The following is a 21,767-nucleotide window of genomic DNA, read 5'->3' on the forward strand; positions in this document are numbered from 1 at the left end:
AAACAACTGTGGGTTTGTGAAAACTCCAGTTATTTGCGCATCCGCATCAATTCCGGCAGCCCGATCTTGAGCAACCGCGCCGTGCGGCTCTTCGCCAGTTCCTCAACACCTTCATGCTCCGTCAGGCGAGCCATCTGCGCTGCCATGTTCATCACCAGCGCCTCGCGGGAATACACCCCGCCGCCGAGCTGGTAGACCGAAGCAATCAGCTCACGCAACTCCAACGGCAAACGCCAGCGTGTACGCAACGCCGAACCATACGCCGCGCCAAACTCGGCCAGCGCGTCGCCGACTTCCTCACACTCATCCAGCTCCCCGCCGGCCTGCTTCCACTCCTGCAGACAGCGCAGCAACGCCAGATCGCCCAAACGATGCAACATGCCGGCGCAATAGCAGCGCTCCTGATCCAGATCGAGCAAGCGCGCCAGGGTGCGAGCGTACTCCGCGGTGTGCAGCGACAGGCCCCAGTAACGCTCGGCATAGTCCGCCAGACACGGATCGCTGAGCCTGGCGCTGCGCTTGAGCGCCAACCCCAGAATCAGGTTCATGCTTTGCCCAGTCCCCAGCCGATGCAGCGCCTGCGCCAACGTCTGCACCGGTGCACCGTGGTGCTGCGCCGCGCTGTTGGCTGCGGCGATCAATACGGCGGTGATCTGCGGGTCTATGCGGATTTCCTCTTCCAGCAGCTTCAGGTCCAGCCCATTGGGATTGAGGCTGCGTTTGACCGCCACCTGCACATCGGTCATCAGCGGGGCGCCGTCAGTCTGCTCGCGGCGCCGCTCAAGGAACACCGACAAGGTCATGCCCGGCGCGAGTGCCGGCACTTCGCAGAACACTTCCTCACCGGCATTGAGCAACAAACCTTGCAGACGCTCCGTCAGGCTTTCCATGTTCAGGGGTTTGGTCAGGTACGCCGTCGGCGCCAGCGGAAGGGCTTCGCGCACGCTCGCGCTGTCGTTGCGGCTGCTCATCAGAATGAACGGCAGCGGCGGATTGCGTTTGCGCTGGCGCACGCTGCGCAACACGCTCAAGCCATCGACACCGGGCAGCTCCCAATCGACGATGGCCAGGTCATAGGGCACTTCGCTGAGCAGCGAGAGGGCTTGCTGGCCGTCGGCACACAGATCCAGCCGCGCATCGCAGCGCACGTTGAGCAGCACTTGTTTGAGCAGATCACGAGACCATGGGTCGGCCTCGGCAATCAGCACTCGGGGTACGGCGGGTAAATCAACGGCAGTCATGCGCGCTCTCCCTTGCAATGCCTGAACCTTAGCCAATGCGAGCTATTCGATACAGCGCTAAACCTGATGATGTGATTCCACAGACGAAAAAAAACCCGCCGAAGCGGGTTTTTTGTCTATCCAGTCACACAGCGCCCGACCTTACAGCTCGGAGAAGCACTCTTCGATGATCGCCAGACCTTTGTCCAGTTGCTCATCCGGCGAGGTCAGCGGTACGAGTACGCGCAGAACGTTGCCGTAGGTGCCGCAGGACAACAGGATCAGGCCCTTGTCGCGAGCCTTGGCCACAACGGACGCCACAGCGGCAGCGTTCGGCTTGTGGCTGTCGCCGTTCTCGAACAGCTCGACGGCGATCATTGCGCCCAGGGCACGGACTTCGCCGATGACCGGGTACTTGGCCTGGATGGCTTTGAGGCCAGTGACCAGTCGCTCGCCGACAGCCTTGCAGCGATCCAACAGTTTTTCTTCTTCGAAAACTTCCATCACCGCCAGAGCCGCCGCGCAAGCGATCGGGCTACCGGCGTAAGTGCCGCCCAGGCCGCCTGGAGCGATGGCGTCCATGTATTCGGCCTTGCCGCACACACCGGCCAGCGGGAAGCCGCCAGCGATGGATTTGGCGAAAGTGGTCAGGTCGGCAGCAACGCCCATCTGCTCCATGGCGAAGAAGGTGCCGGTACGGCCAGCGCCGGTCTGCACTTCGTCAGCGATCAACAGAATGCCGTGCTGGTCGCACAGGGCGCGCAGACGCTTCATGAACTCCTTAGGCGCGACGTAGAAACCGCCTTCGCCCTGAACCGGCTCGATGATGATGGCAGCGATGTCACGCGGCTCAGCGTCGTTCTTGAAGATGCGCTCGATGGAAGCGATCGAATCGTCGATGCTCACGCCGTGCAGTTCGTTAGGGTACAGCGCGCGGAAGATGCCGCCAGGCATCAGGCCCATGCCGGCCGAGTAAGGCACGACTTTACCGGTCAGACCCAGGGTCATCATGGTGCGACCGTGGTAAGCGCCGGTGAAGGCGATCACGCCAGCGCGCCCAGTGGCGGCACGGGCGATTTTCACGGCGTTTTCCACCGCTTCGGAACCGGTGGTGACCAGCAGGGTTTTCTTGGCGAAATCACCTGGCACCTTGGCGTTGATTTTTTCGCACAGCTCAACGTACGGCTCGTAGGCCAGCACCTGGAAGCAGGTGTGGGTCAGCTTGTTCAGCTGTTCGGTCACGGCGGCGATGATTTTCGGGTGCACGTGGCCGGTGTTCAGTACAGCGATACCGCCGGCGAAGTCGATGAATTCACGACCTTCAACGTCAGTCACGGTAGCGTTCTTCGCGGATTCGGCGAAGATCGGGTGAATCTGGCCAACACCACGAGGTACGGCAGCGGTACGGCGGGCCATCAGTTCAGCGTTAGTCTTGCTCATTACAGTCCTCATTCGCCGCTCATCGGGCGGCGTGGTTCAAGGATTAAGCGGGAGGAAGCGACGGTGGCAGCATGCGATGATCGACTGCCACGGCGTTCCCGGCCGCAGAGAAAATTCCGGTTTGAAACGACGCAAAGGGACAGCGCTCTCGTGCCCTTTGCGTTTGCAGCAATCCCTTTCCCGGCTTAGATGCCCAGGCAGAGGTATTTGATTTCCAGGTAATCTTCGATGCCGTACTTGGAGCCTTCACGGCCCAGGCCCGACGCCTTGATGCCGCCGAATGGCGCGACTTCGTTGGAGATCAGCCCGGTGTTGACGCCGACCATGCCGTATTCCAGGGCTTCCGCCACACGGAACACACGGCCCAGGTCACGAGCGTAGAAGTAAGAGGCCAGACCGAACTCGGTGTCGTTGGACATCGCGATCACTTCGGCTTCGTCTTTGAAGCGGAACAGCGGCGCCAGCGGACCGAACGTTTCTTCCTTGGCGACCGCTGCGTCTTTCGGCACGTTGGTCAGGATGGTCGGCTCGAAGAAGTTGCCTTCCATCGGCTTGCCACCGGCCAGCACGGTGGCGCCTTTGGCCACGGCGTCAGCGATGTGTTCTTGCACCTTGGCCACGGCTTTTTCGTCGATCAGCGGGCCAGTGGTGGTCCCGTCTTCCAGACCGTTGCCGATCTTCAGTTTGGCCACGGCCACTTTCAGCTTCTCGGCGAAGGCGTCGTAGACCGAATCCTGAATGTACAGACGGTTGGCGCAGACGCAGGTCTGACCGTTGTTGCGGTACTTGGAAATGATCGCGCCTTCAACGGCCTTATCCAGGTCTGCGTCGTCGAACACGATGAACGGCGCGTTGCCGCCCAGTTCCAGCGAGACTTTCTTGATGTCCTTGGCACATTCGGCCATCAGTTGACGGCCGATTTCGGTCGAACCGGTGAAGGACAGCTTGCGCACGATCGGGTTGCTGGTCAGCTCGCTGCCGATGTCGCCGGCGCTGCCGGATACCACGCTGAACACGCCCGCAGGAATGCCGGCACGCTGGGCCAGTTCAGCCAGTGCGAATGCGGAGAAAGGGGTTTGCGAAGCAGGCTTGAGCACCATGGTGCAACCGGCAGCCAGCGCCGGGCCGGCCTTACGGGTGATCATCGCGGCCGGGAAGTTCCACGGGGTAATGGCTGCGGTCACGCCGATTGGCTGCTTGATCACGATCAGGCGTTTGTCCGGCTGGTGGCCCGGAATCACGTCGCCGTAGATGCGCTTGGCTTCTTCGGCGAACCACTCGATGAACGAAGCGGCGTAAACGATTTCGCCCTTGGCTTCAGCCAGCGGCTTGCCCTGCTCGAGGGTCATCAGGCGAGCGAGGTCGTCCTGGTTTTCGATCATCAGCTCGAACCAGCGACGCAGTTTGCCGGCACGCTCTTTGGCGGTCAGTGCACGCCAGGCCGGCAGCGCTTTATCAGCGGCTTCAATGGCACGGCGGGTTTCGGCAGCGCCCATCTTCGGCACGGTACCGAGAATTTCGCCGGTGGCCGGGTTGTTGACCTTGATTGTCTGACCGTTGTCCGCATCGACCCAAGCGCCATCAATGAAGGCTTGCTGGCGGAACAACTGGGTGTCTTTAAGCTGCATGTCGGCTTTCCTTAACAGCACCGCGGCCTGCGCGGAGCAAATTATGATTGTAGAAAGGCGCCTCGCAAGGCTGCCGTCAGGGAAATCAGTGACCGGGTGAGGCGCATCAATCGTGCACGACTCGAAACACCTGCGCTTCAACGCCCAGTCAACGAGCGTTTGAAATCTCAAACGGATCGTAGGAGCAAAGGGTTTAAAGGACAATAGGGCGTTCGAAAAAAAGAACAAAAACGGCGTGTTTGTGAAGTTTTTCAGATCAACGAGCAAAACGCCCCCGCCGCAGGAAAACCATAGAACACCCCCGTCAAAGCGCCAAGCGAGGGTTTTGCAGGACGTTACCGCTTTATGGAATACAGCGACTCCAGCCGACACGCGCACTGACAATACGCCCCAAAACCCAGCATGGACGCCCTGACCCGACCTAGGTATGATGTCGCCCGCTGCACCAGTAGCTCAGCTGGATAGAGTACTGCCCTCCGAAGGCAGGGGTCGTGGGTTCGAATCCCGCCTGGTGCACCATTGATTTAAACGAGAAAGCCCCGGACTGTAATGGTCCGGGGCTTTTTTATGGGCGTCGGCTTTTCGGGTGAATAATTCCAGCTTTTTGATCAATGAAGCCTCGGCCGGGCGGGCAGTTGTCAACTTAGAGTTGACAACTGCCTTCCAACGCAACGACCAAAAGCCATGAGTTGCTGGGTTTCACCGAGCATCCAAACTTCAACCATCACTCCGTCGTCCAATCAAACTCATCGTAATCCTCATCCTCTTCGTCTTCCTCCCCAACCTCCTCTTCAAAGACGTCCTCTTCCTCAAGCACATCCTCTTCCTGCTGGCTCAGCAGAAACTCCTTACGCGCTTCAGTAATCGCGCGGCGCATCTCTTCGCCCTTTTGCGGGCAGTTGAGGAGTTGGGCGATGCGGTCGATTTTTGGTGCCACGGTGTTCTCCAGCGATTCAGCTATGGCCCGATATTGCGCGTTTTTGCGGGGCAATGCCAAATGGCTGGGCGAACAGGCGATCAGTTCTGCTGGATTTGCTGGAGCCGGGCGTCGAGGTCGGCGTTCGGGTAGCGTTTGTGCAGTTGGTTGAACAGGGTGTCGGCGACTTTTGATTGGCCGGATTCGCGCAGGCGCAGGACTTCGCGCAGTTGTTCGTCGAGGCCGTTGGCGGGGGCGGCGGCGCGTTTGCTGAGTTTGGCTTCGTCGGCGCGGTTGGATTGGCTTTGCATAGGCGCGGCCATTTCCGCCATCGGTGCGGGGGCGGCCAGTGATTGCGCTTCGGGCGCTTGTTTACGGGCCATTGAGGCAGCAGGTTTGGCCGCCGGGGCGAAGTCGAATTGGGGTTGCGGTTCGGGGGCGCGTTGCACCAGTGACAGCATCAGGGCCACGCCGACGAGGCTGGCGAATGCGACTTGCCAGCGTGGTTTGCGGCAGGCGTCGAGCCAGCGTTGCCACAGGCCTGGCTTCGGTGCCGAGACTTCGCGGTGGGCAGCCTTGAGGATGAACGCGTCGAGGTGCGCGGGCGGCTCGGCATTGTGCTGTTCGCGAACATGTTTGATCACAGGATCTTCGGGTGTCTGGCGGGCGTCAGTCATGTCAGTACCTCCTCGGCCAGCAGCCGACGCAGTTTTTGCTGGGCGTAGCGCAAGCGGCTCTTGACGGTTTCCAGCGGTGTTTCGGTGAGGCTGGCGATTTGTGCCAGGTCGAGGTCGCCGTGGGCGCGCAGCAGGAACACTTCGCGCTGGTCGGCGGGCAGGTTTTGCAGAGCGGTTTCGAGGCGTTGGCTGTCGCGGCTGAGGCTCAACAGTTGCTCGGGATCGGTCGCCTCGTCACTGACAGCGTGGGTTTGCTCATCGTAACTGTCGTGCAGCGGTTGCTGGGCGCCGTGCTTGCGCCAGTGATCGATCAGGCGATTGCGGGCGATCTGGAACAGCCATGTACGAAAGGTCGCCCGTCCTTGTGGCTGACTGGCGCTGCGGATCAGGCTCAACCAGGTTTCCTGAAACACTTCGTCGGCCAGTTCGGGTTTGCCGCTCAAGCCGAGCAGGAACCGATACAAAGCTTGGCGATGGCGGGCGTACAAGATCTCGAACGCCGCGCCGTCGCCCTCGCGGTAGCGCGCCAGCAACGCTTCATCGCTGCTGGCGGTTGAGCTGTCTGGCGAAGCAAACAGCTGACCGATGAAGCCTTTGAGGCGACTCACTATTCAATCCGTCGCTCAGTGGGCTGCGCATTCGATGCGGTTGAAGTGCGCAGGCTCTGCGCCAGTTCGACCAATTGCACGAACTCGTTGCGCAGGCCGAAACGGTCATCGCCTCGCGCGCCACGGGCCAGCGCTTCGGTGTCCTTGAGGCTGAAATCGCCGGTGTAGCGACCGTCCTTGAGTTGCTGGGAAAACGCAGCAACCGCCGCCGCAAAGCGCAGGTCTTCGCTGGCCGGTGCAACCTGATTGGCAATCGGCCGCTCGATCAGCAGACTTTTCCCACCTTCGGGCTGTTGATATCGCACACGCAGCATCGCCAATTCTCCGTTCTTCTGCGCAACAACCGCACGCGATTGACCATAGCGCAGTGGCTCCAGCCAGCCCTTCTCGCCTGCCGGAACAATTTCATACAGCGCGGTCACCGTGTGTCCTGCGCCGATTTCGCCTGCATCGACTTTGTCATTGCTGAAATCCTCACGCTTGAGTGCACGGTTTTCGTAGCCGAGCAGGCGATATTCACTGACCTGCGCCGGGTTGAACTCCACCTGCAATTTGACGTTTTTCGCCACCACGGCAAGGGTCGAGGCGAGTTGATCGACCAATACTTTGCGTGCTTCGCGCAGGTTGTCGATGTAGGCGTAATTGCCATCGCCAGCGTCCGCCAGTTGTTCCATCAGGTGTTCATTGTAGTTATCCACACCGAAACCCAGGGTGGTCAGGGAAATTCCGGTTTTACGTTTATCCACAGCCATTTGTTTAAGGCTGTCGAAGTCGCTGACGCCGACGTTGAAATCACCGTCGGTGGCCAGCAGGATGCGGTTGATGCCTTTGGGGATGAACGCCTGTTGGGCCATTTGATAGGCCAGTTCGATGCCCGACGCGCCAGCGGTCGAGCCGCCGGGGGTCAATTGCTCGATGGCGTTACGAATCCTGGCTTTTTCCCGCCCGGAAGTGGGTTCAAGCACCACGCGGGCGTCGCCGGCATACACGACCAGCGACACCCTGTCCTGCTCGCGCAATTGATCGACCAGCAGTTTCAGTGTGCTTTTGACCATCGGCAGACCTTCGCGGCGATCCATCGAGCCGGACACGTCCACCAGAAACACCAGATTGGCCGGGGCCAGTTCTGCCACGGCGCGGTCGGAAGCCTTGATGCCGATGCGCAGCAAGCGAGTGTGCGGGTTCCATGGCGACGCCGCCAGTTCGGTGGTCACGCCAAACGGTGAGCCGTCACTGGGCAAGGCGTAGTCATAAGGGAAGTAATTGACCATTTCCTCCAGCCGCACCGCGCCTTCCGGCGGCAGGCGTCCCTGATTGAGCAAGCGACGGACATTGGCATAGGCGCCCGTGTCGACGTCGGCGCTGAAGGTCGAGACCGGGGTTTGGGCCACGCTGTGGATGGGGTTGTCGGCCAGCGTTTGATATTGCTCACGCGGCTCGTCGCGATAGCCTTGTGGATAACTTTCCCGCGCAGGCATCGCTGCGAAACTGGCAATCGGTGCAGGGCGAACACTGCGCTTGGCCTGCGCACTGTCGGCCAGCATCGCCTCCTGTTGAACCGATGTCTGGGCTGGCGCGGGGACAGCAACGGATTGCGGGTTGGAGGAAACACCGCAACCGGCGATGGACAACAGCACGCTGACCGCAGCAGGTCGCAGAAAAGGCAGGGAACGGGACATGGGGGCTGACCTCGGGATGAAATTGATCATTCATCCACTGAGACGGGCAGTCCGTTGCGTTCGGGTTAACGCCGTTGAAATATTTCTGCTGTGGATAACGCCGCAGACTACGCAGCGTTCTCGGCGCATTCAAAACAGGCTGAGCGGTACATTCGCCACCAGACGGAACTCGTCGTAACTGCCGTCGATCTGCCCGCCACTCGCGCGGTGGTTATAGACGATACTGCGCAGCGCCGTATTTTTCAGGGTGCCGGACTGCACCACGTAGGCGAGCATCAAGCCATTTTCGTTGTGCTTGGCACCGTCCAGCCCGCGCACGTTGTAGCCGGTGTTGCGTCCGTCGCGGTCGCCGCTGTAGTGGGTGCCATCGATGCCCCAGCCCTTGGCGTGCCACAGGCTGGCGGTCAGGCCCGGCACGCCGTAGCTGGCGAGGTCGAAGTCATAGCGCAGTTGCCAGGATTTTTCGTTCGGACCGTTGTAGTCCGAGTACAGCGAGTTAGCCATGTAGTTGCCCGTGGACTCCCACACGTAGTCGAAATATTCGTTGCCGAACACCTGCTGCCACGCCGTAGTCAGAGCGTGCGCGCCATGGGCGGCGGTGATTGCCAGGCTGTAGGCGTGGTTGTCGATGAAGCCCAGGTTTTGTTCACCCTGATCGCGTGTGCGGTAGTAGTTGAGGCTGGTTTTCAGCGCGAGGTTGGCGCGATCCCCCGTTACGTGAGTCGCGCCCAGATAGTATTGCTGCCACATGTCCTCGAACCGCGAGCCGTAAGCGCTCAATGTCAGACCGTAGGGCGCTTTGGCTGTCGCGCCGAGATAGCTGATACGTGAACCGCTGTAGGCGCGATTGCCGAAGGTGGTGGTCAGGCGTTCGCTGCCAGTGCCGGTACGCGGGATGGCGCGCTCGAAGCTGCCCGCTTGCAGCGCCAGCCAGTCGAGTTCGTTGCTGTTCAGGCCAATGCCCTGAAAGGTTGACGGCAAGGCACGGTTGTCCTTGTAGCGCAGGATCGGGTTTTCCGTGAGCATCCGCCCGGCCTTGAGTTCGGTGCTCGACACTCGCAGTTTCACGTCGCCGACACCCAGACGACTCCAGCTCGGGACCGCGTCGCCATCGCTGTCGACCAGCACCCGGTCACCGCCATTGGCCACCGCACCGTGCCCACGCTCAAGGGTCACTGCGCTGAACAGCGAGGCATCGACACCGAAGCCCACCCAACCTTCGGTGTAGCCCGAGATGTAATTGAGCATCGCGGTCTGCACCCAGGTGTCGCGCTGGCGTGTGGGCTGTGCGACGCCGGCCTTTTTGATCACCAGGTGGGTACTGCGCCGGGTGTGCTGGTTGGAATAGTAGTGGCGCAAATTCAGGTTGAGGTGGCTGCCATCAATCAGACCTATCGCCTGATCCTGCGCTGTGACGGGGTCACCGGCACAAGCGGGCTGGGCGATGAGCAGCATTGGCAGCAACGCCCGACGTACATGTGATTGCATGGAAAAAGGCCTTTAAAAAAGAGTGCACGCAGCCTAAGCGTCTGGCGCTTGAGCGGCCTACGGGCACGGCCAGGGATCAGTGGGGCGGCGCAGACGGCCAGTGTTTGATCGGGCCGCGCCAGCCTTCGTAAGCCTTGGCGCACTGCAACAACCATTGATCGGCAAACCGCGGTGCAACCATTTGCAGGCCGATCGGCATACCCGCTGATGTGAACCCGCAGTTGATCGACAAGGCCGGTTGCTCGCCCATATTCCATGGCAGCGTGAACACGATGTGTTCAAAAGGCTGGCGCGGGTCATTGCCGGGCGAGGGCCATTCAGCGGGAAAGCTGCTGACCTGATTGGTCGGCGACAACAGCAAGTCGACGTCGCCGAACAACTGCGCGCAGCGACGACGGATTTCAAAGGTCTGATTGAAACCTTCAACCGCATGCACCGCGCTCATCTCGGCCGCCGGTGCCGCCCAGTCCTGAATGTAGGGCAAGACGTTGTCGCGTTGCGCCGTGCTCAAGCTTTGCAGTTGCGACAGCTGGCGGGCGCGCCAGAAATCATCGAGGCCGTCGAGCAATTGTCGATCCATCAGCGACCCGATCAAGTGCACCTGCGCGCCATGCGCCTCGAACATTCGCGCGGCATCTCGCACCGCTTCACAGACTTCATGTTCAGGCTGGAAGCCGCAGCCGGGGTCGAGCATCAGCCCGATGCGTAGACCCTGCATCGACGGTGTTTGCAGGTTCCAGTCCAGCGCTTGCGCCGGCAGGCTGGTGGCGTCGCGCGCATCCGGTAACGCCAGATAACGCATCATCAGCGCGCAATCATCCACGGTGCGGGTCATCGGCCCCGCGCAACGGCCGGTGTAATACGGATCAATCGGGATCCGTCCAAGCGTTGGCTTGAACCCCACCAACCCACACCAGCCGGCCGGCAAGCGTACCGAGCCGCCGATGTCGGTGCCGACATGCAGCGGACCATAACCCGCCGCCGCCGCAGCCGCCGCGCCGGAACTCGAGCCGCCGGGGTTTTGCGTGGTGTCCCACGGGTTGCGCGTGATGCCATGGAAACTCGACAACCCCGACGACAGCATGCCGAAATCCGGCACCGTGGTTTTGCCCAGAATGATCGCCCCGGCTTCACGCAAACGCGCGGCCGGCGGCGCGTCGGCAGTCGCCGCGATCAACGTCGTGGCGCGCGAACCTTGGGGGATGCAATCGCCCTCAGTGGCGATCAATTCCTTGAGTGTCACCGGGATGCCGTCGAGCATGCCGCGTGGGGTTCCACGACTCCAGCGTTCAGTCGACGCGCGCGCCTGATCGAGTACGCGCTGCGGATCGAACGCGTACAGCGCATTGATGCTCGGTTCCCAGCGCTCGATGTGCGCCAGCAGGTGATCGTAGTAGTCCAGCGGCGACAACTTACCGCTGGCAAACAAGGCCAGCAGTTGTGCCGCCGACAAGTCATGTAAATCAGTCATCCAATAGCCGTCCGTGCAAAACCATAGTGCGCAGGCTGCAAAATGTCTGCCTTAGCGCTCGGCAACCAGCGTCTGACTGGTTTGAGCCGTATCGCGCCCACCGAAATATGCGGCGCAGGCAACGCCCACCGCGCCCATCACCAGGCTGTACGCCACGCACACCCACGGGCTCCACGGCATCAGCCCGATCAACAACAGCGGTGTGGTGCTCGCCCACAGTGCATAGGCAATGTTGTAGGTAAACGAAATGCCCGAGACGCGGATGTGTGCGGGAAACAGGCTAACCATCACCGACGGCACTGCGCCGACCACACCACACCCCAATCCCGCCAGCGCATACGCCAGCCCCAGCCACGCACCGCCACTGATCAGGCAGCCATAAAGCAGGGCCACGCCGACCGGCAGCAGCACGCTGTACAACATGACCGCGCGCCAGGCGCCGAGCCGGTCGACGATCAACCCGGCCAGCACACAACCGATATTCAGGAAGACAATACCGAGGCTGCTCAGGGCGAATGTATGGCTGGGGCTCATGCCGAAGCTTTTTTGCATGACCGTCGGGGTGATCACCACCAGCACCACCACTGCCGACGTCAGCACGCAGGTCAGAATCATCGCCGGCAACAACATGTGCCGATGCTCGCGCATCACGGTGCGCAACGGCAGTTCGGCGTCAGCCTCACGGCGCGCCTGCAAAGCCATGAACACCGGCGTCTCGCTCAGCCAGCGACGCAGCCAGACACCGATCACGCCGAACAGTCCGCCGAGCAGAAACGGAAAGCGCCACGCGTAATCGAGAATTTCGGCAGGGGTGAATATTTGCGCCAGCAGGGTCGCGGTCAGCGCTCCGAGCAAATAGCCAAAGGTCAGTCCGGCTTGCAGGAAACCCAGCGCATAACCGCGATGACCGGCCGGCGCGTGCTCGGCGACGAACACCCAGGCACTCGGCACTTCCCCACCGACTGCGGCGCCTTGCAACACACGCAGCAGCAACAGCAGCAACGGTGCGAAGTAACCAATCTGAGCGTAGGTCGGCATGATGCCAATCAGCAGGCAGGGCAACGCCATCATCAAGATGCTCAGGCTGAACACGCGCTTGCGCCCCAGCTGATCGGCGAAGTGCGCCATCAGAATTCCGCCGAGCGGTCGTGCCAGATAGCCAGTGACAAAAATGCCGAAGCTTTGCAGCAATCTCAGCCACTGCGGCATTTCTGGCGGAAAGAACAGCTGACTGAGGGTCAGCGCGAAAAACACGAAGATAATGAAGTCGTAGATTTCCAGTGCACCACCCAGGGCTGCGAGGCCCAGGGTCTTGTAGTCAGACCTGGAAAACCGATGGGATCGCGAACCGGTCAGGGCAGTCATGGGCAAACTCTGAATAGACAGATAGAGAAAACGACGCCTGCCAACAAGGGCCCGAACGAACGGCCCCCCAGGTGCGCCAACTGATCAATTTCAACAGCGCGACATCGTCCACGCAAAAGGTCATGTAAACAACCAAACCGAGGCTCTGTGTTGCTTTTTAGCCGAAATCTGTACATTGAGTTTTCTTCCGATTAAACAATAATCAGGCCTCCCTAACTCCCTGAATATCTGGCCAATCATGGAAGAAATTACAAGTAACTTCGCCGATTTCGCTAATCCTGACATAGAATCCATTGCCATCGTCCGAGGACGTGTCCTACAGGCGCTACAACAGTATTTGCTTGAGCGTGACTTCAAACAGTTGATGCCGATTCTGATGTCGCCCATCACAGATCCGCTGAATCACGCGGTGTATCCCGCTGAACTTCAATATGAAGAACGGCGCCTGAAACTGACCGCCAGCATGATCTTCCACAAGCAGTTGGCATTGACCGCCAAAGGCCACGACAAGATCTTTATCGTGGCGCCGAACATCCGCCTGGAAAAGGCCGAGATCAAGGATTCGGAAAACCATTTGCTGGAGTTCTCGCAGTTCGATTTCGAGATCCGCGACGGTGACATGCATCAGGTCATGGCCCTTATTGAAGGCCTGATAAAGCATGTGTTCGCCGAGGTCACTCAGCACTGCGCCGCCGAACTGTCCCAACTCGGCCGCCAACTGCCGCATTTCGCCACAGCGTTCCCGATCTACAGCTCCGACGCGTTGCGCGCCGAACATGGCGACGACTTCGAGAAGATCATGTCGGCCAAAGCGCACACGCCGTTTTTCGTCACCAACTACCGTCGCGAGTTCTACGATCGCGAAACACCGGGCAAGCGCGGCACGTACAACAACTATGACCTGATCTATCCCGATGGCTATGGCGAAGCCCTGTCCGGCGCGGAGCGTGAGTTCGAATACGAGCAGATCGTCTACCGCATGAACGAGCTGTCGATGGACCTGCAGCCGTTCGCCAACTACCTGGAAGTCGCCCGGCGCGGCTTGCTGCACCCGAGCGCCGGTGGCGGTCTGGGCATCGAGCGTCTGCTCAAGTTCATCTGTGGCAAGCGACGCATCCGCGATGTAGCGCTGTTCGACCGCACGGTCGGTACCCGCTTCCTGTTCTGATCCGGACCTGACTCTCACAGCCTGCTCCGCTGCCGCGGCGGCAGGCTTGGCCATGGAGAAACATAATGTCTGCACTGCGTATTCACTGGTGCTCACCGCTCGATAGCGGTCAGCAAAAGGCCTCGGAAAAATACGACACCGGCGCCCTCGACTTCGCCGGGATCGTCGATTTCGCCAAGGAAGCCGATGAGCTGGGCATCGACTCGCTGTTGATGGGCATCAGCTACCACATGCCCGATCCGCTGCCGATGATTGGCGCGCTGGTGCGTGAGACCGATCGCGTCAAATTCATTCTGGCTTACCGTCCGGGGCTGGTGCCGCCGACCCTGTTCACGCAGATCGTCAACACCGTGTCGTGGATGTCGGACAAGCGTATCTCGCTGAATCTGGTCGCCGGCATTTCCCCGGACGAACAAGCCTATTACGGCGACTTCGTGGCGCACGACGGACGCTATGAGCGCACCGGCGAATTCCTCGACATCCTCAATCGGTTCTGGAGCGGCGAATCACCGCTGACCTACCACGGCAAGCACTACCGCATCGAAAAAGCCCAGCTCGGGTTGCCGTTCAAGGATGCCGAGCGTCCGCGTATTTATCTCAGCGGCGCCTCGGACGTTGCCCAGCAGATCGCCATCCAGCACAGCGATTGCTGGCTGCGTTACGGCGATACACCGCAAGGAATTGCCGAGGCCGCCCGCACGGTTTTGCAGTCCGGTTGCTCGGTGGGAATTCGCATGCACGTACTCGCCCGCGAAACCCGCGCCGAAGCGCTGGCGGCGGTCGAGAGCATGATGGAAAACCCGGACGAACAGCATCGCGAATGGGTGCGTGAGTTCGTCGGACGCTGCGATTCGGAAGCGGTGAAAACCTCGTTCCGCCTTGCCGACAAAGCTGAACACGACTGGCTGTCGCCGATGCTCTGGTCGGGTGCCGTGGCCTATCGTGGCGGTCCGGCATTGTGCGTGGTCGGCAGCTATCAGGAAGTCGCCGAATACTTGTTCGAGTACAAAAAAGTCGGCGTCAGCGAGTTCATTTTCTCTGGCTGGCCAACCCGCGACGAAATGCGCCGTTTCTGCAAATACGTGCTGCCTTATCTGCGCGAGCTGGAAACCGTTTGGGACCGCGAGCATGCATGACATCAACGACGCTGCACGCAATAGCGCGATTCGTTGGTTCGGTGCCGGGTTGCTGTGTGCCTTGCTGGCGGAGCAGACCGTGCTGTTTGCCGTGCCGTTGATGATTTTCCAGCTCACTGGCAACGTGCGCTATTCCGGCGTGGCGTTTGCGCTGGAGTGGCTGCCGGCACTGATTGCCTATCCGTTCGCCGGGTTGCTGGCTGACCGGTTTGGTGGGCGCCTGCTGTTTCGCGGCGCCAATACTGCGCGGGGACTGAGCCTCGCCGTGACACTGGGGATCTGCTGGTATCAGCCGCAATGGATGATCTGGGCGTTGATCGGCAACGGCATCGTATTGTCGGTGCTAATGGCGCCGGTGCGCATGGCGGTTGAAAAAAGCGTGCCGCTGATCGCCGGCCCTGAACGCCTCGCTCACTGTCAGTCGCTGGTGCAGAACATGGAGCTGCTGGCCATGGCGCTGGGCCCGGCACTCGCCGCCGGGTTGGCGATGTATGCCGACAAGCGCTGGCTGCTGGGGCTGGCGGCAGTCGCACTGTGTGCTGCGGCGCTGTTCTGGACAGGTTTGCCGACGGCGCGCTCCGTCAGTCGCCCGACCAGCGTGTTCAAGGATCTCGCGCTCGGCTGGCGCCTGTTGCTTGGCAACCCGCCAGTGCTGTCGCTGGCCGGGCTGAATTTCAGCATCAATCTGGCATTCGCTGCCGTGCTCAGCGCCAACGCGTTCGTCATCAGCGGCGTGTTCAGCGCCGCCGACGGCGTGTTTGGTCTGATGAATGCAGGGGCCGGCGCGCTGGGTCTGTTGAACTTCATTCTGGTGCCGCGACTGTTGGCGCGCATGTCGATTTATCGACTCGGTGCACTGGGTTTTGCCTTGCTGTGCCTGGGCCTGATCTGCATGGGCGTGGCCAGCGGTGTGTTGCTGTATGCCCTGAGTTTCCTGCTGGCAATGGCCGGATGCGCACTGTTCAACGTGTTCAACCGTACGCAGCGGATCAAGGCGATCGAGAGCGCTCATCTGGGCAAAGTCATGGGGCCGTTTTATCTGGTCAACCTGCTCTCTTATCCCCTGGGTGGTTTGCTCACCGCCAGCGTCGGCCACGTCTACGGCGTGCAGGTGCTGATTCTGGTGCTGGCACTCGTGCTGACCGTGCCCGGCACGCTGCTGTTCATTTTAACCACCCGGCGCTTTCGCCTCGCCCTCGAAGGTCCATCGCTCGCCATGGAGGCATCCCAATGAAAACTCGGCCTCACTGCCTGCTCGCCACCGTCGAGTCTGACTCGCACATGTGGAATCTGGTGTACCTGCAACTGTGGCTGGGGGAGCACGGCTTGAACGTGAAGAACCTCGGCAGTTGCACGCCGATGGACACAGTGCTCAGTGCATTGCAACAGCGCCGCACGCAGTTGCTGGTGGTCAGCAGCGTGAATGGCCACGGTTACTCCCAGGGTCTGGAGCTGATCCGCAAGGTGCGCCAACTGCACCCGCAACTGGCCTGCGTGATCGGCGGCAAGCTGACCACTTCCGAAAATGAAACCCTGGCAGTCCGGCAAGCCTTGATCGATGCCGGTTACAACCAGGTGTTCGTCGGCCCCGACGCTATCGACACCTTCAGCCGCTATCTGGGCTCGCTGCACGCGCAGCCCGACGCTGACTCCGTACTCGCCGACAGTGTGACGTCCTGGGGCTGACCCTCCGGCCACGACTGACTTCACTCATTCATAGGATTACCACGATGCACATCGTAATCGTCAACCGCTGGCCGCGCTTTCGTGATGGGCGCCGCTGGGACAACGAACTGACTCGCTACGAAGATTTCTTCGACCATCAACAACACCGGATCAGCTACGTGGTCGATGCACTCGGCGCCGACGGCGTACTCGCTCCGGCGCAGCATATCGCTCATCAGGTGCAGGTCGCTGACGTCAACCAATACGAGCAACTGCTCGGCGCGGTGCAGGAAGTCATCGAACGCGTCGGCCCCGTCGATCAGTTGATTGCCCTGTCCGAGTTCACCCTGGAAATCGCCGCGCGCGTGCGCCAGACCCTGAACATTCCCGGACACGGCCCGGATGAAGTGGCGGTTTACCGCGACAAGGCACGCATGAAGGAAATCCTGCAAAACCATGGCCTGCCGGTGCCGCCGTTTGCGCGTTGCGAGTCGGTGCAACAGGCCGTGGATTTTGCCCGGGAAATCGGTTTCCCGCTGATCGTAAAACCAGTGGACGGCGCCGCGAGCATGGGCGTGGAGAAGGTCGAAAACGAGATTGAACTGCGCACGCTGCTCAATAGCATCGACCTGTCGCGCTATGAGATCGAAGGCTTCATGCACGGCCAGACCTACCACATCGACGGCTTCGTCGATGTCGACGGCAGCGTGCCGTTTCAGGTGGTGTCGCGTTACATCAACAGTTGCCTGGATTTCGCCAAGGCGCAGCCACTGGGCTCGGTGATCGTCCAGGCATCGGCCCTGCGTACGCGCATCGAGGCTTTCAGCCAACAGATCATGCGTGCCCTCGATCTGCGCTGCACGGCGTTCCACCTGGAAATTTTCGTCGAACCGGACGACTCGCTGGTGTTCCTCGAAATCGGTGCGCGGGTCGGCGGCAGCGAAGTCCCGCACCTGATCAACAAAGTGTTCGGAGTCAATCTCTACGAGCATTGGCTGCGCCGCCTCGCCGGCGATCAAGTGCCGGTGCCCGCCGTCAGCCACGACCCGAGCGGCGGCTGGCTGGTGATCCCGAAACCCGCTGCCCTGCCGTGCCGGGTAGTGCAAGCCGATTCGTTGCGCGAAACCGTGCCCAGTCTGTGGCGCGAGTTGCTGCCCGAGCCGGGGCAGATTCTCGAGTCCGGCGGCAGCTACGACGCCCTGCACAGCGGACGCTTCATTTTTGTCGGCGGTAGCGAAGTGGCCACTGAAAACGATATCCGCCACACCACTCAGGCATTCCAATTCCAGGCGGAACCACTATGAACGCCCCCACTTCCCAAGCCTTGAACGACGAACCGCTGCTGGGTCAGATCAACCACTATTTGCGCGCCGACGAACGTCGCGCAGTGGCTGTCCTCGGCGAGCGTCTGATTGACGCTGCGGGCGGTCTCGACGGGCTGACCGGCTACAAATTGATGGTCGCTTACGGCGGCGGTAAAGACAGTTCTTACACCGTGGCCATGCTGCGCGCCACCCAGTTACAGCTGTCAATCCTGCATGGCCGTACCTTTCAGTTGCGCATCGCCAACATGCGCCATGCCGGCGTGCCGGATGCGGTGATGGCCAACATTGATCGGGTCTACCGCGCGCTGCACCTGTTCGATGATCCGCGAGTAGAAATGCTGGTGGTCGATCACCGCCAGATTCGCCCGTTCGAACGGCATCTGCCGTTCCCCGACGATGTACAGGCGATGAACCGTTTCGACGTGCTGATGAACGGCCACCGCACCGCTGGCGACGGTCGCCCGACCTTCTGCAACAGCTGCAACCTCGCCGTGGCGGATTTCTATGGTCGCGCCGCGTGGTGGCAGGGCGGCGTCGATGCAGTGGTCACCGGTGATTCGCGCAAAGAGCAGAAGCACTATTTCACCTGGATCATGCGTCTGGCGCAGCGTCTCGGGCTGGATGTCGAAGAATGCCGCCGGCAGGGCTTTCGCGGGTTGCTGCAAGCACTGGATGGCGTGGCCCAGCGATATTTCATCGAACTGTTCGGCGAAGGCTTCGATCAGCATCGCGAGGAACGACGCGTTGCCTGCGGTGACGACAACGCCGATCCAGCGTTCATCAGCATTTATGATCTGGTCAGCTACAAGGTCGAGGATCATTGGGAGCTGATTACCGAATTCCTCGATTTTCGCTTCGAAGAGCTGGCATTCAGCTTCACCGAATCCGATTGCGCCAACCCGATGTTGATGGCGCACTTTCGCGGGCTGAAGGCCGAGTACGTGCAGGGTCGCAGCTACAACCAGGGGATTGCCGAATACCTGGAGCTGGCGCAGGCGCTCATGCGCAAGAAAGAAATGCCCCAGCGCCTGATCGATCTGGCCATGTCGGCCTATGTCGATGCGCCGGGCATGCAGGCGCGCCGCACGCTCGCCGAGCGCTTCGCCGAGCAGGCGTTCGGTCTCAATGAAATGCAATTGGTGTGTATGCAGTTTGCGCCGTTCGTTGATCGTGGCCGCGAGTTCTCCAGCTTCGTCGGGCTATGCCATCCGCAGCGTCTGGCCGATCTCGACAACCTGCACCGAGTGCTCGCAGGCGAGCACGACGAGCCGGCCCTCTGTCAGTGGCTGAGCGAGGTCAGTGGCCTGCCGCTGCCGGCGTTGCGCAGTCTGTACGCCCATCAACGCATCGATTTCGACAGCGACGTCACGCTGATCGCACGGGTGCGCGCTGGTGATCCGCACAAGGGACGCATTAGTCGCTACGACCCGGCGACCGGTGAAACCGTGGTTGAACTGGTCTCGGGACGCTAAAGCATGACGGCGTTCAACGGCGGCCATTTTCAACAGTTCATCGAGCGCGCCCGCGTCCGAAATGAGCTGGTGGTGCAACCGCGCATGGGTTTTGGCGCACTCAGCCAGATGCGTGCGGGGCTGGCGAGCGTCGCCGCCCTGCCCTGCGCGGCCATCGGCACCATCACGCTCGACAGCTACACCCGGGTCGGCGATTACCAGAGTGCGTTGCAATGTCTGAACAGTTCGGCGCCGATGAACGGGTTCCCGATCATCAGCCATCCGATCGAAGCGGTACGCGGCATGCTCGCCGGACTGTACAGCGCAGAGTTTCCGATCCAGATCCGCCACGGCACGGCCAAACCGCAGAATGTGTTCCAGCGTCTGGCGGCATTGGGTCTGGACGCAACAGAGGGCGGCCCGGTGTCGTACTGCATGCCCTACAGCCGCCTGCCGTTGGCCGAGGCGGTCAGTGCTTGGGCGCAAAGCTGTCAGGTGCTGGCCGGCGCAACCGAACATGCGCATATCGAGAGTTTCGGCGGCTGCCTGTTGGGGCAGTTGTGCCCGCCCTCGCTGCTGATCGCCATGACCTTGCTGGAGGCCCTGTTTTTCCGTCAGCACGGGGTGCGCGGCGTCTCGTTGAGCTACGCCCAAGGCACTTCGATGGAACAGGATTTCGGCGCGTTGCAGGCATTGCGCGAATTGGCCGCCCAGTATCTCGACGGCGATCACTGGCATGTGGTGGTGTATTCGTACATGGGCGTGTTCCCGACCTCCCGCCACGGCGCACGGCGTTTGATTTGCGACAGTGCGCGGCTGACCAAGGCTGCCGGTTGCGAGCGGTTGATCGTCAAGACCGTCGCAGAATCGCGGCAAATTCCCTCGGTCGAGGACAACCTTGATGCCTTGTGCATGGCCGCCGAAGTCGCTGCTGGCGAACTCCCGACGGTAGACGCGGGCAGCGCCGCCTATTACCAGCAAACGCTGTTCGAAGCGCGGCGACTGGTGGAGACCGTGCTCAATCTGCACGCTGACATCGGCGTGGCGCTGGTGCAGGCCTTCGCGCGCGGCTTGCTCGACATTCCCTACTGCCTGCACCCGGACAACCCGGGCCGCGCCACCACCCGTATCGACGACCAGGGCGCGTTGCGCTGGGGCAACACCGGCCGTTTGCCGTTGCCTCGCAGCAGTGGCTGGTCGGTCGACGGCCCCGGTATCAGCTCGTCCGAGCTGTTTCAGATGTTGCATTACACGGTGAACCGTTATGACCAACCCTTGCATTGATTCCAGCGCGGCGCCGTTGATTCTGGTCGACGCTTACTCGACCGGAGCCCTGCTGGCCCGCTCACTGGCCGGACAGCGGCCTCTGCTCCATGTGCGTTCACGCGCACACATGCCGGCCGCATTTGCCGCGAGCTGCCCGACAGAATTGTTCGCCAAGGACTACAGCGTCGCCGAGGAAGGCCTTGAACCATTGTTGCTCAAGCTCGCCGCCTATCGCCCGGGCGCCGTGCTGACGGGCAGCGAATTCGGCGTAGAACTGGCGGACTTGCTGGCCGCACGTCTGGGCCTGCCCGGCAATAATCCGGCGACCTCCGCCGCGCGTCGCGACAAGTCATTGATGGCTGAACGCGTGGCCGAGGCCGGGTTGCCAGTGGCGGCACAGCTGCGCACCCGCTCGCTGGAGCGAGCGCTGGTCTGGTTCAAGGCCCGCGGCGGCGAAACCGTGGTGGCGAAACCGCTGGACAGTGCCGGTTCGGATAACGTGTTCATCTGCCACGATGCGCTGCAACTGGAAGCCGCCATCGAGTCGATCCTCGGCGCCACCAATCTGATGATGCTCAACAATGAACAGGTGCTGCTGCAGGAATACCTGACGGGCGCCGAGTACGTGATCAACAGCGTCAGCCACGCGGGCGAGCACTGGATCACCGACGTGTGGAAATGCTCGAAGACCTTCGCCGCCGACGGCCGCAAGATCTACGACCGCGAGGACCTGCTGCCGGCGGACGCCCACGAGCTGCCGCAACTGATTGAGTATGTGCAAGGCGTGCTCGATGCGCTGGGGATCGTGCATGGCCCGGCGCACACCGAGTTGATCCTGACCGGCAATGGCCCGCGCCTGCTGGAAACCGGTGCACGCCTGTCCGGACTGGCCTGCCCGCCCGCCCTGCAAGCGGCCACCGGCAACGATCAGGTAGCCCTGACCTGCCAAAGCTATCTGGACCCGGCGCGTCTGGCGCAGTGGCCCAAACGCTATCAGCTGTTGCAACACGCGCGGGGCATGAACCTGATCGCCCACCGCCACGGGCTGTTCGCGCAAGCGCATGTGCGCCAACGCCTGGAAGCCTTGCCAAGTTTTCACAACGCCAGGTTCCGCTTCGCCGAAGGGGCAAGGATTGCCCCCACCGTAGACCTGAACAGCTCACCGGCTGCGGTGTTTCTACTGCACCCACAGAGCGAACGCATCGACGCTGATTACGACGCATGGCGTGGATGGGAAAGGGATTGGTTGTAACCACTGACGCCC

The 21,767-nt window shown here is 61.2% G+C and carries 18 protein-coding genes and 1 tRNA gene; 9 read left to right on the plus strand and 10 right to left on the minus strand.

The annotated features are described in order from the left end of the window. Positions 1 to 29 precede the first annotated feature (29 nt). The 3 genes from AACY50_RS03535 to gabD form a co-directional block, all read right to left on the minus strand. Entirely contained in the window at positions 30 to 1,241 is a 1,212-nt protein-coding gene (locus AACY50_RS03535) for a response regulator (protein ID WP_221730982.1), read from the minus strand. A gap of 141 nt (positions 1,242 to 1,382) precedes the next feature. Then, positions 1,383 to 2,660: a 4-aminobutyrate--2-oxoglutarate transaminase gene (gabT, locus tag AACY50_RS03540; protein ID WP_339431609.1), complete on the minus strand. Its 1,278-nt coding sequence runs from the start codon at positions 2,658 to 2,660 to the stop codon at positions 1,383 to 1,385. Between the two features lie 185 nt (positions 2,661 to 2,845). Beyond that, positions 2,846 to 4,288, minus strand: a complete 1,443-nt coding sequence (gene gabD / locus AACY50_RS03545; RefSeq protein ID WP_339431610.1) for an NADP-dependent succinate-semialdehyde dehydrogenase — start codon at positions 4,286 to 4,288, stop codon at positions 2,846 to 2,848. Between the two features lie 442 nt (positions 4,289 to 4,730). On the opposite strand from gabD, the gene AACY50_RS03550 reads away from it, so the two are divergent. After that, positions 4,731 to 4,807 (plus strand) — tRNA-Arg (locus AACY50_RS03550). Positions 4,808 to 5,012: 205 nt separating this feature from the next. On the opposite strand, the gene AACY50_RS03555 is transcribed toward AACY50_RS03550, so the two are convergent. From AACY50_RS03555 to AACY50_RS03585, 7 genes are all read right to left on the minus strand, one after another. Further along, positions 5,013 to 5,285 (minus strand): hypothetical protein, encoded by a 273-nt coding sequence (locus tag AACY50_RS03555; RefSeq protein ID WP_339431611.1) that lies wholly within the window; start codon positions 5,283 to 5,285, stop codon positions 5,013 to 5,015. 20 nt (positions 5,286 to 5,305) lie between these two features. Then, positions 5,306 to 5,881: a hypothetical protein gene (locus AACY50_RS03560; RefSeq protein ID WP_339431612.1), complete on the minus strand. Its 576-nt coding sequence runs from the start codon at positions 5,879 to 5,881 to the stop codon at positions 5,306 to 5,308. Next, entirely contained in the window at positions 5,878 to 6,459 is a 582-nt protein-coding gene (locus AACY50_RS03565; RefSeq protein WP_401158969.1) for an RNA polymerase sigma factor, read from the minus strand. Before AACY50_RS03565 ends, AACY50_RS03560 begins: the two co-directional genes overlap by 4 nt. A 29-nt stretch (positions 6,460 to 6,488) precedes the next feature. Then, positions 6,489 to 8,168 (minus strand): vWA domain-containing protein, encoded by a 1,680-nt coding sequence (locus AACY50_RS03570; protein ID WP_339538146.1) that lies wholly within the window; start codon positions 8,166 to 8,168, stop codon positions 6,489 to 6,491. A gap of 129 nt (positions 8,169 to 8,297) precedes the next feature. Continuing rightward, positions 8,298 to 9,656 (minus strand): OprD family outer membrane porin, encoded by a 1,359-nt coding sequence (locus AACY50_RS03575; protein WP_445261465.1) that lies wholly within the window; start codon positions 9,654 to 9,656, stop codon positions 8,298 to 8,300. Positions 9,657 to 9,732: 76 nt separating this feature from the next. Next, positions 9,733 to 11,127, minus strand: coding sequence for an amidase (locus AACY50_RS03580; protein WP_221730975.1), 1,395 nt, complete (start codon positions 11,125 to 11,127; stop codon positions 9,733 to 9,735). Positions 11,128 to 11,178: 51 nt separating this feature from the next. After that, on the minus strand, positions 11,179 to 12,492 hold the full coding sequence (locus tag AACY50_RS03585; RefSeq protein ID WP_339538147.1) for an MFS transporter: 1,314 nt from the start codon (positions 12,490 to 12,492) through the stop codon (positions 11,179 to 11,181). 238 nt (positions 12,493 to 12,730) lie between these two features. Here AACY50_RS03585 and AACY50_RS03590 point away from each other — a divergent pair, with 238 nt between their 5' ends. From AACY50_RS03590 to AACY50_RS03625, 8 genes are all read left to right on the plus strand, one after another. Beyond that, positions 12,731 to 13,660: an asparagine synthetase A gene (locus AACY50_RS03590; protein ID WP_221730973.1), complete on the plus strand. Its 930-nt coding sequence runs from the start codon at positions 12,731 to 12,733 to the stop codon at positions 13,658 to 13,660. Positions 13,661 to 13,725: 65 nt separating this feature from the next. Then, a complete protein-coding gene (locus AACY50_RS03595; protein ID WP_047299258.1) occupies positions 13,726 to 14,796 on the plus strand; it encodes an LLM class flavin-dependent oxidoreductase in 1,071 nt (356 codons plus the stop codon). Next, the gene (locus AACY50_RS03600; RefSeq protein WP_260455749.1) at positions 14,789 to 16,030 is read left to right on the plus strand and encodes an MFS transporter; all 1,242 of its coding nucleotides are present in this window, start codon (positions 14,789 to 14,791) and stop codon (positions 16,028 to 16,030) included. The genes AACY50_RS03595 and AACY50_RS03600 overlap by 8 nt, the downstream gene beginning before the upstream one ends. Then, on the plus strand, positions 16,027 to 16,482 hold the full coding sequence (locus tag AACY50_RS03605; RefSeq protein ID WP_221730971.1) for a cobalamin B12-binding domain-containing protein: 456 nt from the start codon (positions 16,027 to 16,029) through the stop codon (positions 16,480 to 16,482). Before AACY50_RS03600 ends, AACY50_RS03605 begins: the two co-directional genes overlap by 4 nt. A gap of 44 nt (positions 16,483 to 16,526) precedes the next feature. Further along, positions 16,527 to 17,765 (plus strand): ATP-grasp domain-containing protein, encoded by a 1,239-nt coding sequence (locus AACY50_RS03610; protein ID WP_339431617.1) that lies wholly within the window; start codon positions 16,527 to 16,529, stop codon positions 17,763 to 17,765. Further along, entirely contained in the window at positions 17,762 to 19,258 is a 1,497-nt protein-coding gene (locus AACY50_RS03615) for a hypothetical protein (protein WP_221730969.1), read from the plus strand. The genes AACY50_RS03610 and AACY50_RS03615 overlap by 4 nt, the downstream gene beginning before the upstream one ends. 3 nt (positions 19,259 to 19,261) lie before the next feature. Further along, positions 19,262 to 20,521 (plus strand): methylaspartate mutase, encoded by a 1,260-nt coding sequence (locus tag AACY50_RS03620; RefSeq protein ID WP_339507989.1) that lies wholly within the window; start codon positions 19,262 to 19,264, stop codon positions 20,519 to 20,521. Then, entirely contained in the window at positions 20,502 to 21,755 is a 1,254-nt protein-coding gene (locus tag AACY50_RS03625) for an ATP-grasp domain-containing protein (RefSeq protein WP_339495761.1), read from the plus strand. Before AACY50_RS03620 ends, AACY50_RS03625 begins: the two co-directional genes overlap by 20 nt. Positions 21,756 to 21,767 lie beyond the last annotated feature (12 nt).

The organism is Pseudomonas sp. RA_15y_Pfl2_54 (genome assembly GCF_963971015.1).
Lineage (GTDB): Bacteria > Pseudomonadota > Gammaproteobacteria > Pseudomonadales > Pseudomonadaceae > Aquipseudomonas > Aquipseudomonas baetica_A.